This window comes from Virgibacillus oceani (genome assembly GCF_041521345.1).
GTDB lineage: Bacteria > Bacillota > Bacilli > Bacillales > Amphibacillaceae > Virgibacillus_N > Virgibacillus_N oceani_A.
This window is the reverse complement of record NZ_JBGOHB010000007.1, coordinates 124,674-137,911: the sequence shown is the minus strand read 5'-3', so window position 1 is coordinate 137,911 and position 13,238 is coordinate 124,674. Positions and strand designations below refer to the sequence as shown.

Sequence of the window (13,238 nt, the reverse complement as noted above, 5' to 3'; positions counted from 1 at the left end):
ATAAGGAGGTGCTAAAATCTATTTTTTAGGGAAAGAAAAGCTTCTATGAAGCACTGTTTCGAATCATAGTAAAAAAACGACCAAAATTCAGGAGGTACATACATGTCAACTTTTCTTCATAAGAATTTTACGAAATTGTTTGTTGCAGCACTTCTAGTTTTCTCATTGGGAGGGACTGCATCTCCTATTAATGCACAGACAGAAGATAATCCGGAAAATTTAAATACAACTTTGGAAGAACCAAATTTGGTTTTTCCTATAATCAGCGACACACAACTCGGTCGAGCTGAAGGTGATCCGGAGAGATTTGAAAATGCTATGAAACAACTGAATCAATTAGTACCAAAACAAGATGCATTCGTTTTTATTGGGGATTTAACCAGTAATGGCTATGAAGAGGAATATGATACATGGTCATCCATCTTTAATAAACATGTTCAGCCTCAAGCGGAACAATTCATAGGTATTGGAAATCATGAGCATAGTAACGACCTCACACCTGAAGAAGCACAACAACGATTTTTAAATGAAACAGGTATGGAATCTCTTTACTATCATAAGAATATCAAAGACTATGACTTTATAATGATGGGTGAAGAGCGTGGTTACTTCTATTCAGAAGAGCAGATTCAGTGGTTAGGAAATCAATTAAAGCAATCAGAGCAGCGCGATCCGAACAAACCGATTTTCGTTTTCATACACCACGGTATGAAAGACACAACTTATGGCACGGAAGATTGGTATATCGAAAATGAGAACCAGAAACTGCTTCAAGAAACGCTTGAAAAATACCCGCAAGTAGTTTTAGTATCCGGTCATACACATTATCCCGTAAGTGATCCAAGATCTATCTATCAAAATGACTACACCGCTGTCAATGCCGGTTCTATATCCTATATGTGGACAGAAAAGGGATATCTTCAAGGTGAAGTTCCCGAGGCAGAGGTTAGTAACGGCCTTGTTGTGAAAGTCTATGATGATGAGGTTATCATCGAGCGCCGTAATTTTACCGGAAACCGATGGATACAGGATCCTTGGGTTATTGAAACACCGGTAAAAAGTAAAGAGGACTTTAAATACACAGATGATCGTGATCAGGAAAGCCCTTATTTTCATAGGGATGCGAATATTTCAGTCAGTCAAATGACGACAGACAGCTTAAACATATCTTTCCCACAGGCATTTGATAATTTGTTGACACATTCTTATCAAGTGACTGCCAAAAATCAACAAAACGGGGAGATCGTTAATCAGTACAAGGCCTTTTCGGAATATTATAAAGGAGAGGTGCCAAGCTCATTAGAATTTCCTGTGAATAATCTTCAACCAGCTACAGCATATCAAATTAATGTACAGGCTATTGATGCATTCGGAAATGTGAGTAATGAATTAACTACAACTGCAGCAACTTTAGCAGAAAGCGTTCCGGAAATGCAGGAAATAGTTATTCATTTTGAGGATGACGGAGCGTTCGTAAACAATGGAATTGTTCAATCATTGAAGGCTCAATTGAATACAGTAAACAGATTTGTAGAAAATAATAGTTCGGAAAAATCTATTAAACACATGAATAAGGTTAAGTCTTTATTGGACCATAGGAAAGAGAAAAATCAAATGTCCGATAATGCATACCACTATCTCATGACGAATGCTGACTATTTAATCAACAAATGGAAATAGTTTAATAAAGTCAAATACAGCTTTTAACCACGAAAAAAAGTGAAGCTAGAGAGGGATTCGTTCCTCTCTCTTTTTCAGTGTGCCAGGCATGCACACATTCTATAGGGTTCGAGTCCCGAATCGTGAAGGCAGTAGTAGCGATTAGCTTAAGACAAGGGTGTCTGGGGCGACCCAGAATCTGAAGGAAGTCAGCGGCAAATCTCCGCCCTTAGGAACACGAACTTCATAGGAGGCTGAGGTGCACTTGGATGAGGCTGCTGAACAAGTCAAAGTCCTTACTGCCGAAGGGTGCATCGGGTAAATGAAGTCGGGACATGGAGAGGAAGAATGTGTGCTTACCCTGGGAGGTCTGATAGAAATGCGGTGCACACGCCGTAACCGGGCATGTAAATGTTCGCTGAACTATCAGAAGTCAGCCGATGCTGTAGTACTGGATACTTCTAGAATATCCGGGAAGGGCTGAATCATTTAAGAAGAATTGTCACTTTGCGTACGCAACACTTGATGAAGCAGAAACATAATAACCTTCCTAATGGAGGAAACGGTGAATCCCGCGGGGGACATTAGAAGGGCTGAAAGTTGTTGCCACACAAGGGGGACGGACAATTCACGCAGGAGTTAGATATCATGTTGGGGAGAATCCTATCACGGGAATACTTAATACTTGCATTAAAGCGTGTTGAACGTAATAAAGGGAGTCACGGTGTAGATGAAATGCCCGTAAAACACTTACGAGCGCATATTATGGAACACTGGACTAGCCTGCGGGAAGAAATTCAAGAGGGAACTTATCAGCCTCAACCCGTAAGTCGTGTCGAAATCCCGAAACCCAACGGCGGGAAAAGGAAGTTAGGCATCCCTACCGTGCTGGACAGATTCATCCAACAAGCAATTGCACAAGTACTCGCAGAATCATATGACCCAACATTCTCAGATCACAGCTATGGTTTTCGTCCAAATAAACGAGGACACGATGCGGTGCGAGAAGCTAAAGGATATATCCAACAAGGATACCGCTGGGTTATAGATATGGATTTAGAGAAATTCTTTGATAAAGTGAACCACGATAGGCTCATGCGACACTAAGCAGGCGAATTCACGAACCCAACCTACTGAACCTGATTCGCAGATACTTGCAAGCAGGTATTAAGGAAGATGGTCTGGTTCGTCCGAACACAGAGGGAGCTCCTCAAGGCGGTTCTCTAAGCCCTTTACTATCCAACATAGTTTTAGACGAGTTGGACAAGGAATTAGAAGCTAGAGGTCTCCGATTCGTCCGTTATGCGGACGACTGTAATATCTATGTTCGCTCGAAAAGAGCTGGTCAGCGTGTGAAGCACAGTATCACAGACTTTATCGAGAAGAAACTAAAACTGAAAGTCAATGAAGAGAAAAGTGCTGTAGACCGCCTGTGGAAACGGAAATTCCTCGGTTTCTCTTTCATATTCCACAAAGGAGAGTTAAAAATACGAATTTCTCCAGGGAGTATCAAACGCTTTAAACAGCGTATCTGACAACTAACTTCCAGAAAGAGATCCATGAACATGAAGGATAGGATTGAGAAATTAAATCAATACCTGGTAGGCTGGCTGGGATATTATCAGTTAGCTGAAACACCTTCTATATTCGGTAGGTTGGATACGAAGAAGACTTCGGATGATACGGTGGAAAGAATGGAAGAAAGTGAAAACCAAGTATAGAAATCTTATGAAACTTGCAATTAAAAGAGGAAAAGCATGGGAATGGGCAAATACGAGGAAAGCATATTGGCGGATAGCCAAAAGCCCAATTCTGAGCCAAGCACTAGACAATCAATACTGGATTGCCCAAGGGCTCAAGAGTTTACATCGCAGATATCAAACTAAGCGTTGGACTTAAATGAAACCGCCGTATACGGATCCGTACGTACCGTGGTGTGAGAGGTCGGAGGTTAGTCACCTCCTCCTACTCGATTGAAAGGGTTTTATCGGATAATTTAAAATCCCTGTCGATTGAGCTGAATTGATGGACGGCAGGTGCTTTAACGATAAGCGTTCTGTGAATAATTTAGGAAGAATATAATTATAGTATTCGTTTTTTGCAGTGTTGCTTCACCATTTTACTGAAAATAGCAAATAAGGTAAAAATGGCAGCCACCCCATCACGGGGTGTCTGCCATTGTACATTCTATGCTAAATTTGATTCAGTTCGTTTATCACCCGGATCACCGCATGCTGACAGACTTTGAACTTCAGTTTTATTAATTAGTAGAGTTTGGCGGATCTTTAGGTAAGAATTCGAAAATTTCTTCTGATCGAATGCTGGATACCAGTCTTTCTAACCATCTATAGTATATTTTCGACCGATCAAGCATGACATAATGTGCATTTGCTTCTTCGCGAATTTCCTCAGCAATAGAATCATCATTTGCAATTTCCAGTAATTCCACTTCAGCCTCTTTGATTGCTTCCATGTTCATTTTTACTTCGCGATCCCACATTTGGCAGTAGAAGGCCATAAATGAATGAAAAAAATTTTTCTCCGCAGCGTACGCATGTTTTCTTGAACCACGCAAATATTTTTTTTTCACCATTTCAATTTCTTGAAGTTTGCGCACGCTTGTACTCATACTTGGTTTACTCATGTTAAGTTGTTCGCGCATTTCATCTAAGGTCATGTGATCATCAAATAACATCGTAGCATATAATTTTCCTGCCGATGGGGTGACGCCATATAAATCCATTGTCTCGGAAATTGCGCCAACTACAGTGTCTTTCGCGTTTTCCAATTTTTCCTTTGCTTTTTCATTTGACTCCATACCATTTCACCGCGCTTTTTATAAGTTTAACATCACTTTATACCTGTTATAAGGATGGTAATGATTTTGACCGATGTGATTAAAAAATATCACCTAAATGACATCGTTCAGTAAACAAAGGTCGTTCATTTCAATATGCTCCTCTATAACTATTTAGACAAAAGTCCTTAAAATCCTTTTTTCATTTATTTTAGTATAAAAGAATTGACAGCACAGCTAAAAATACTACTTAATAATTTAGTCTCTAAGCTTTACTACGAAAATTCCCTATCCTATTCCTTGTTATTTAGATGGGTCAATGAAATGTGGATTCTTTGGCAGTTCCAGCCCAATCTGATCACCTTTTTGATATTGCTTTGCATCGCGTGGATTGAATTCATCCACCATTACTTCTTGTTCACCAATACTAATGAAATAACGTGCAAAATTTCCATTATAAACCACATTGGTTAACGTACCCTGAATAGGGCTTTCCTTATTTATTGTAATTTGTTCTGGTCGAATGAGTACAGTGAATTGCTCATTCTTATTAACTTTAACAGCGTCATCAACTGGAAAACGGATGATATCTGTGTCAAAAAAAGTTTTATTCTCTTCTCGTGATATGCTACCAGTTAAGAAATTTGCATTTCCAACGAAGGTCGATACAAATTCATTTTTTGGATAGTTATAAATCACATCTGGTTTATCTAATTGTTGTATAGAACCGTCTTTTAATACTGCAATACGATCCGAAATACTTAAAGCTTCTTCCTGATCATGTGTTACGAAAATAACTGTTAGATTAAGTTTATCTTTAATTTTACGAATTTCTTCACGTAACACCATACGTAAATTAGCATCCAGATTAGATAATGGTTCGTCTAATAATAGTACTTTTGGTTCTAATACTAGACAACGTGCAATCGCGACGCGTTGCTGTTGGCCACCACTTAGCTCCCCAGGTTTTCGATCAGCATAGCCTTCCAATTCAACTTGTTCTAAAGCGTTCATAATGAGTTCATGACGGTTCTTTTTAATTTTTTTTTGTTTCAATCCATATGCGACATTATTGTATACTGTCATATGTGGGAACAAGGCATAATTTTGAAAAACCATGCCTGTTGCTCGTTTTTCTGGTGGCAACGTATCAACCCGCTCCCCATCCAGTATAATTTCCCCATGATCTTGATCATGGAATCCGCCGATGATTCGCAGCAATGTTGTTTTTCCACAACCACTTGGTCCTATAAATGATACTAGTTCCCCTGCATTAATGGAGATGGATATATCATCGACTGCCTTGACATCATCAAAGTACTTATATAAATTTTTTAACTCTAAAAATTGTTCTGTTGCCACGTAGCAATCCTCCTCATTCTACTATCTGTCGTGACGTTAAATTCGAACTCCACTTCTTCGTTCGATGATTTTCAGTAATACTAAACACATTAATACAATGACGATCATAATAAATGACATTGCTGAGGCTAAGCCAACTTTTCCTTGTTCTGCAAGACTTAAAATATAAACGGCAACCAGATTCGTTCCTGGTGAGATTAAAAAGACTACAGAACTAATAGATACCATCGCTGTCATAAATGCATACACAAAGCCTGCAACAAACGCTGGTGTTAATAATGGTACGACGATTTTTCCAAATGTTTTATACGGTCCTGCACCAAGGTCATTGGAGGCCTCTTCCATAGACGTGTCAATTTGATGCATTTTACTGATTGCTGCTTCCAAACCAACCCCGATTTTTCTAAATGTCATATTTAAGACGAGCAGTATAACCGTACCCGTAAGGAAAAATGGCGGCCCGTTGAAAATCAAAACATAGCCAATCCCCATTACAGTACCAGGAACAGCTAGTCCGAATAAGGTTAGGAATTCCAGCAATTTTTTTCCTGGGACGACTTTTCGAGCAAATAAAAACCCTTGCAATATCCCTAAACCAGCTGCCAATAATGCACTAACAAAGGCCACGATTAAACTGTTATATAATGAGTCCCAGCCAGTCTGGTTATTAAAGTGGTTAAGTGTAAATGTATTATTAACCCCGATAATTTGCACAAATGCACCGAGAACTACCATAACAAACATTAATAAGATGAATCCGGAGAAAATGGTGCTGACCGTTCCAGCAAACGCTTTAACCGGTTTAGACAATGGAACATTTGCAATTCCAGAATCCCCACTAATCGTTGCTAAGTCATTATCCTTCAAAATGTAAGTTTGGAAGATAAAGATAAGTAAACTTGGTAGAATTAAGAATACACCGAGCACAGCTGCTTGTTCTAAATTTTGCTGGCCTACTACTAACAAATAAGCTTCAGAAGCGAGGAAATTTTCCCCGCCGCCAATAATAAGCGGATTCGAGAAGTCAGCAAGTGCCATAACAAACACAAGTAAGCCGGCTTTAATAATGCCTGATTTTGCCAGTGGCAAGGTAATACCACCAAGTGTTTTCCATTGGTTGGCACCCAAGTCTTGTGAGGCGTGTTCCAAATTTGCATTCATATTACGAAATGTACTTTCGACTAGCATAAAGCCGATTGGAAAATAACCAATAATTTGCGCTAGTACTACTCCCCAAAAACCATAAATACTAAATTCCGTTCCAAATAGATCACCAAAGAAGTTTGTGACAACACCACTTCTGCCAAATAATATAATTAAAGCTAGTGAAAAAATAAATGGAGGGGCGACAAGTGGTAATAAAGCAATACCTCTATAAGATTTTGCAAAGATACTATTCGATCTTGTTACATACATAGAGACGATGATACTAATCGTTACAACAATTAATGTTGTAATCGCTGAAGATAGGACGCTATTGTAAAGTGCTTCTAAATAATAAGATCTTTGAAAGAACGCTTTATAATAGTCCAGGGTTAAGCTGCCGCTTCCAATACCAATACTTTTTAATAGTACCGCAAAAACTGGAGCAACAATAAATAATAAAATTGCGAGTGCTAATATAATGGTTAAAATAGCAAACCATGGTTCAGCCCAGAACCGTCTCCATGTTGATAGAGACGGTTTTGGCTGAATATTGGAAGGTTGCATAGATTCCAAAATTATACCTCCTTAGTCAGAAAATCTCTCACGCCATTCACTCATGAGTCGGTCACGGTTCTCTTCTGCCCACTCTGCATCATAATCAATTAAATGTTCTTCAATTCCATCAACCGTTCCTTCGATATCTGGTTTCGTTACCATGGAACGATGTTGAGCAGAACTTTCCATACCTTTTTCTGATCCAATAAAATCAATTACTTCTTCTACTGTTTCACGGTTTTCCGTATCTTTGAACATCCAAATAACATCAAGGTCATATCCAACCCCTTCTGAAGGATAAACGGCTTTTAGTGGGTACCCTTCATCAATACGGTTGTATACGGCTTGGTCCCATGTAATCCCGATTGCATATTCACCTTGGGAAACCATTTGTGCTGGTGCGTCACCAGATTTTGTGTATTGTCCAACATTATTATCAAGTTGCTCCAGGTATTCCCAACCTTCTTCTTCACCCATAATTTGCATAATAGCGGACATAAATAAATAAGATGTACCTGAAGTGCCTGGATCTGGCAGAACAATTTCTCCCTTATATTGCGGGTCGAGTAAATCCTCCCATGACTCCGGAACATCCAGCCCTTTATCTTCAACAATTTCTTCGTTAACAGCTAATAAGTTAAACCAGTAAGACCAGCCATACCATTTTCCTTCCTCATCTTTAAAATGGTCTGGAACATCGTCCCATGTTGGAGATTCATATGGCTCCAAATAATCTTCCTTTTCAGCTCTTAAAGCAATACTGTGTAACATACCCCATTGCATATCAGCACCAAAGTCTGGTGCTTCAGAGTCAATCCTGCTCCAGCCTTCTCCACTGGAAAGACGTAACACGTTCACATCAATTCCTGTTTCTGCTTGTAAATCTGCTACAAAATCTTGCATCTCTTCTGAATCATTATGTGAATAGACATCAATTTCTTTATTCGAGTCGTCTGAACTGCTTTCATCAGTACCTGAACTATCGCCGCAGGCAGCTAACGTAATAGATATCGTTAGGATAAATAGTACAAATAAAAATTTCTTCATTACAATAAAAACCCCTTTTTTATTTTTCTTCAAATGTAATAGAATCATAGTTATGAATAACATGATCAGCGTTAGTTAAATGATCTGTTTCTGAACTTGACTCTGCAGCGATGCCAATACTTGCGACAGTATTACTTTTCATTCCAAGTATCATATCGCCGTTCGAATCGCCTATGATGATTGCACGTTCTGGCTCAATCATCATATCCTTGCAAGCTTTGTACACCATATCTGGAAATGGTTTACCTTGCATTACTTGGTCATGTCCAATAACACTATTAAAATAGGAATCAATTTCCAGTTCCTGCAGGTGACTTAATGCTTGTTGCTGATTATCGGAAGTCACCACGCCAAGCTTCAGGTAGTGACTGTCTGCTTTCTGCAAAAAAGTTCGTAAACCACTAACTGGATTGATCGTTTTCTTCCACTCTTTTAATTGGTCAACTTTCATCTGTGCATTTGTTACTATCTCCAAGCTTTCATTCCACGCAAAACCATTTTGGTATAAATGTAATGCGCCAATGGTGATCAGCTCATCTAAGGAACCAATACATAATGGACCTTTTGGGTCCCATTTCCCCTGATCAAATTGAAATCCAATGGCATCTGCTAATCTGTGTTGATCCTTTTCAGGTAATTTGGCTTTAGACATAATGCTCAGGATAAATTTCTCTGCCCAAGTAACCCATAACGAGCTAAATTCAATAAGCGTTCCGTCTTTATCAAAGAGTATTCCATCAATGTCATATGCTTGTTCATTGATTATACATTTAGCCATTTTCTACCCCCCTTTTCTTATACGTGAAAAGGATTTATTTATGGTCTGATTGTATTGCTGTGCACTAAGATTCAAAACCTAATTCACCCCCTTCAATACAAGGACCATTAACTGGAAGTATATAGCGATGCTCCATGGAAAGTATTTTTGTTAATATTATTAAATAAAAATTTAATGTTATTAACATACTTTATACTTTTACACCATAACGTAAGTAAATGTTATCGTCAAATGAGGATCGTAGATATTTATGGAAAAAAACATGTATACTGAATTGCTTATCGAAAAGCTACATTATTATATAAAAAAATGATTATTTTCTAGAGAAAAATTAAAATAAAAACCTCTTTTTGACAAAAAGGATACTGCATGTTAAATTTAACTTTGTTTGGAACGTTAAGTGTTTTCTTAACAAATTTAATTTAAGTTAAGAGGAGGGATTATGTTGGATATAAAAAAACAATATATTAATGGGCAATGGATAGAAGCAATTTCCAATAAAACGAGAGAAATCATTAACCCCTATAATCAGGAAGTTATTGCGATTGCTGCAGAAGGAAATGAGGAAGATGCTAAAAAAGCAATCGTTGCTGCAAGAGTTGCATTTGATAACGGTGCATGGGCAACAATCCCTGCAATTGATCGGGGGGAAATTGTTCATAAAATCGCGGACTTAATTGAAAGGGATCGTGAAGAGCTAGCACAATTGGAAACATTAGATACAGGAAAAACAATGGAGGAAAGCCGTGGAGATATGGACGATATTGCTGGAGTGTTCCGTTATTATGCGGAAATAGCGGATAAAGACGGTGGCGAGATCATTGACTCACCAATCCCAAACTCCATAAGTAAAGTCGTAAAAGAGCCTGTTGGTGTTTGTGGTCAAATCACACCATGGAATTATCCATTGTTACAAGCATCATGGAAATTGGCTCCAGCATTAGTAACAGGGAATACATTAGTAATCAAACCTAGTGAAATTACACCTTTAACACATGTGAAAGTATTTGAATTATTGGAAGAAGCCGGTGTGCCTAAAGGTGTTGCTAACCTAGTATTGGGTGCTGGGGATACAGTAGGTGCAGAGCTTTCATCGAATACAGACGTTGACTTAATTTCTTTTACTGGTGGTATTCAAACCGGTAAAAAAATCATGCAGGCCTCAAGTGTGAATGTGAAAAAAATAGCACTTGAACTTGGCGGGAAAAATCCAAATGTAGTATTTGCAGATGCTGATTTGGACACTGCAATTGATCAGGCATTAAACGCTGTATTTTTCCATGCTGGACAAATTTGTTCAGCAGGCACACGTTTAATTGTAGAAGAAAGCATTCATGACGATTTTGTTGATGCACTTGTACAACGTGTCGAAAACATCAAAATGGGAAGTGGTTTCGAGGAAGATACCCAAATGGGACCACTTATTTCCGAGGAACACTTAATTAAAGTTGAGAATTACGTAGAAGCAGGAATAAAGGAAGGTGCTACAATCGCAGCTGGGGGAAAACGCCCGAAAGCCCCATCACTGCAACATGGCTTTTTCTACCTGCCAACGATTCTGACAAACTGTTCGACTGAAATGAAGGTGGTACAAAATGAAGGATTCGGACCAGTTATAACGGTAGAAAAATTTAGAACAGAAGAAGAAGCTATTCATCTTGCCAACGATTCTATCTATGGTCTATCCGGTGGTGTTTGGACAAATGACATTGCTAAAGCGGAACGATGTGTTGCGAAAATGCGCATGGGAACGGTTTGGATCAATGAATTTAACCTATACTTCCCGCATGCGCCTTGGGGAGGCTTTAAACAATCAGGAATTGGCCGTGAATTAGGTAAACTAGGTTTGGAAGAATATCAAGAAACGAAACATATCTTCCATAACTTAAAACCTGAACCAATACATTGGTTTTAGGTAAACAGGTAAAATAGGACTTATAAATATAATAATTATAGATAACCAGGAGGATTAACATTATGAGTTTAAACATGAAAGTAGAACATATGCATAAATTTCATACCTTTGAAATTCCAACAACAATCAAACATGGTATTGGATCTATCAAACATATCGGTGAAGAAGTAAAAAACCTTGGTGTTACAAAAGCACTTTTAGTAACAGATCCAGGAATCTATCAAGCTGGTGTTACTGCCCCTGTTGAAAAACATTTACAAGAGGCTGGTGTTGAAGTTATTGTCTTTAATAAAGTAGAACCTAACCCTCCAGTACGTTTGATTGCTGAAGGCGCTAAAGTATTTAAAGAACAAGGCTGTGATGGCCTGGTTGCAGTTGGCGGCGGAAGCTCGATGGATACAGCAAAAGGTATTGGGGTAGAAGCAACACACGAAGGTTCAGTACTTGATTATGAAGCCGCAGAAGGTAAAAAACCTTTAGAAAACCGTATTCCACCATTAACAACAATTCCAACTACTGCTGGAACAGGTTCTGAAGTAACACAATGGGCAGTTATCACTGATGAAGAGCGGGAATTTAAATTCAACACTGGGGGACCATTAATTGCAGCATACTTAACGATTCTTGATCCTGAACTGCATGTATCCATGCCCCCTCATGTAACAGCAATGACAGGTATTGATGCACTAGCACATGCAATTGAATGCTACACAATGCATTATGCTCAACCTGTAACAGATGCGGTTGCATTGTTAGCAATTGAGTATGTAGGCAAATACATTCGTCGTGCGTATGCTGACGGTGGCGACTTAGAAGCACGTTACGGTATGGCACAAGCTGCTATGTTAGCTGGTCTATCATACGGTAGTGAATCTGCTGGTGCGGCACACGCAATGTCCCAAACACTTGGTGGAATTATTCCAGTGGCACATGGTCAAGCTGTAGCAACAATGATGGGACCTGTAATGGAATATAATTGGAAAGGTCATCCAGCTAAATTTGCACGCATTGCACAAGCACTAGGTGTGGATACCTTCCATATGACAACAGAAGAAGCGGCAAAAGCAGCTGTTAAAGAAATGTACAAACTAGAAGAAGACTTAGATATTCCTAATCTGGAAAAACAAGGTGTTTCATCTGACATGATTGATCGTCTTTCAAAAGAAGCAATGAACGATCCGCAAACAGTTGGTAACCCGCGTGATCTTACTGAAAAAGATTACCAATGGATCTACAAACGCTGCTTCAAGTTAGTACCAAAAACAGTTTAATATGTTAAAAAAAGAAGCAGGGGGCCTTTTTAGGGCCTCCTTTTAATAATGGGGTCAGGCCTTCCCCGCCACAAAATTTTCGTAAAGATAGAGGCGTTCGTTAAATGATCAGCTGCGTTGTTTTCAGCATCTCAAGCAATGATTTGATACATCTTAGTCTCCCGCATCATCAATAGTAAGCAAGTCATAATTTACCGTTCTAGCCTGTTTTCCCTTGAAATTGGAAATATTGGAAGAAATGAAGGATTCCCTGATAGAAAAGAAGAATGCAAAAAGAAATAAAGATAGGTTTGTGATAACCAGAATAATGTTCATATAGCACGCCTTTTTTTATATTTTAGGTTTAATTGACGCTTCCCCCCTTAAATGGTATAACAAGCTCATAGGAATTATAATTTTTACATTATGATTATTAAATAAACTAGAATGAAATTGATCATTTGAGGTGGTGGAATGATGAGTGATCAAGTTAATTTATCTGCAAATGATGTTATGGAAGCACGCTTTAGACAATCCTTTCGAGGTTATAATCAATATGATGTTGATGGGTTCCTGGACACGGTTACTAAAGACTATGTGGCATTGAACAAAGAGATTGATCGTTTAAAACAGGAAGTAGAGGAACTAAAAAAGGGTTACGGCTATAAATAACATCATAAATAGAATTTTATTTCTCTATTTCAACTCACAGTTTAGAGACTACCAGAA

At 38.6% G+C, this 13,238-nt stretch carries 10 protein-coding genes and 1 pseudogene; 5 read left to right on the top strand and 6 right to left on the bottom strand.

Annotation, left to right across the window (positions count from 1 at the left end):
- Positions 1 to 102 precede the first annotated feature (102 nt).
- The gene (locus ACDX78_RS07505) at positions 103 to 1,680 is read left to right on the top strand and encodes an FIMAH domain-containing protein (RefSeq protein ID WP_486026645.1); all 1,578 of its coding nucleotides are present in this window, start codon (positions 103 to 105) and stop codon (positions 1,678 to 1,680) included.
- Between the two features lie 624 nt (positions 1,681 to 2,304).
- Positions 2,305 to 3,558 (top strand): annotated as a pseudogene (ltrA, locus tag ACDX78_RS07500) (group II intron reverse transcriptase/maturase).
- Positions 3,559 to 3,919: 361 nt separating this feature from the next.
- On the opposite strand, the gene cudC reads toward ltrA, so the two are convergent.
- From cudC to ACDX78_RS07475, 5 genes are all read right to left on the bottom strand, one after another.
- Positions 3,920 to 4,477, bottom strand: a complete 558-nt coding sequence (gene cudC, locus ACDX78_RS07495; protein ID WP_486026643.1) for a choline uptake/conversion transcriptional regulator CudC — start codon at positions 4,475 to 4,477, stop codon at positions 3,920 to 3,922.
- Positions 4,478 to 4,759: 282 nt separating this feature from the next.
- The gene (locus tag ACDX78_RS07490) at positions 4,760 to 5,818 is read right to left on the bottom strand and encodes an ABC transporter ATP-binding protein (RefSeq protein WP_486026642.1); all 1,059 of its coding nucleotides are present in this window, start codon (positions 5,816 to 5,818) and stop codon (positions 4,760 to 4,762) included.
- Positions 5,819 to 5,854: 36 nt separating this feature from the next.
- Entirely contained in the window at positions 5,855 to 7,528 is a 1,674-nt protein-coding gene (locus ACDX78_RS07485; RefSeq protein ID WP_486026680.1) for an ABC transporter permease, read from the bottom strand.
- Positions 7,529 to 7,549: 21 nt separating this feature from the next.
- Positions 7,550 to 8,566 (bottom strand): ABC transporter substrate-binding protein, encoded by a 1,017-nt coding sequence (locus tag ACDX78_RS07480; RefSeq protein WP_486026640.1) that lies wholly within the window; start codon positions 8,564 to 8,566, stop codon positions 7,550 to 7,552.
- Positions 8,567 to 8,585: 19 nt separating this feature from the next.
- On the bottom strand, positions 8,586 to 9,344 hold the full coding sequence (locus ACDX78_RS07475; protein WP_486026639.1) for an HAD family hydrolase: 759 nt from the start codon (positions 9,342 to 9,344) through the stop codon (positions 8,586 to 8,588).
- A 442-nt stretch (positions 9,345 to 9,786) separates the two neighbouring features.
- On the opposite strand from ACDX78_RS07475, the gene betB reads away from it, so the two are divergent.
- Positions 9,787 to 11,259 (top strand): betaine-aldehyde dehydrogenase, encoded by a 1,473-nt coding sequence (gene betB, locus ACDX78_RS07470; protein WP_486026637.1) that lies wholly within the window; start codon positions 9,787 to 9,789, stop codon positions 11,257 to 11,259.
- 62 nt (positions 11,260 to 11,321) lie between these two features.
- The gene (gbsB, locus tag ACDX78_RS07465; protein ID WP_486026635.1) at positions 11,322 to 12,530 is read left to right on the top strand and encodes a choline dehydrogenase; all 1,209 of its coding nucleotides are present in this window, start codon (positions 11,322 to 11,324) and stop codon (positions 12,528 to 12,530) included.
- Between the two features lie 153 nt (positions 12,531 to 12,683).
- Here the strand turns inward: gbsB and ACDX78_RS07460 are convergent, their stop codons facing one another.
- Positions 12,684 to 12,845, bottom strand: a complete 162-nt coding sequence (locus ACDX78_RS07460) for a hypothetical protein (protein ID WP_486026633.1) — start codon at positions 12,843 to 12,845, stop codon at positions 12,684 to 12,686.
- Between the two features lie 141 nt (positions 12,846 to 12,986).
- Here ACDX78_RS07460 and ACDX78_RS07455 point away from each other — a divergent pair, with 141 nt between their 5' ends.
- A complete protein-coding gene (locus tag ACDX78_RS07455; protein ID WP_486026631.1) occupies positions 12,987 to 13,181 on the top strand; it encodes a DivIVA domain-containing protein in 195 nt (64 codons plus the stop codon).
- Positions 13,182 to 13,238: the final 57 nt, after the last annotated feature.

Bases quoted from the DNA above. Each gene is read 5' to 3' on its own strand.
- ACDX78_RS07480 (WP_486026640.1), bottom strand. From the start codon at position 8,566: ATGAAGAAATTTTTATTTGTACTATTTATCCTAACGATATCTATTACG.
- ACDX78_RS07460 (WP_486026633.1), bottom strand. From the start codon at position 12,845: ATGAACATTATTCTGGTTATCACAAACCTATCTTTATTTCTTTTTGCA.
- ACDX78_RS07505 (WP_486026645.1), top strand. From the start codon at position 103: ATGTCAACTTTTCTTCATAAGAATTTTACGAAATTGTTTGTTGCAGCA.
- cudC (WP_486026643.1), bottom strand. From the start codon at position 4,477: ATGGAGTCAAATGAAAAAGCAAAGGAAAAATTGGAAAACGCGAAAGAC.
- gbsB (WP_486026635.1), top strand. From the start codon at position 11,322: ATGAGTTTAAACATGAAAGTAGAACATATGCATAAATTTCATACCTTT.
- ACDX78_RS07485 (WP_486026680.1), bottom strand. From the start codon at position 7,528: ATGCAACCTTCCAATATTCAGCCAAAACCGTCTCTATCAACATGGAGA.
- betB (WP_486026637.1), top strand. From the start codon at position 9,787: ATGTTGGATATAAAAAAACAATATATTAATGGGCAATGGATAGAAGCA.
- ACDX78_RS07455 (WP_486026631.1), top strand. From the start codon at position 12,987: ATGAGTGATCAAGTTAATTTATCTGCAAATGATGTTATGGAAGCACGC.
- ACDX78_RS07475 (WP_486026639.1), bottom strand. From the start codon at position 9,344: ATGGCTAAATGTATAATCAATGAACAAGCATATGACATTGATGGAATA.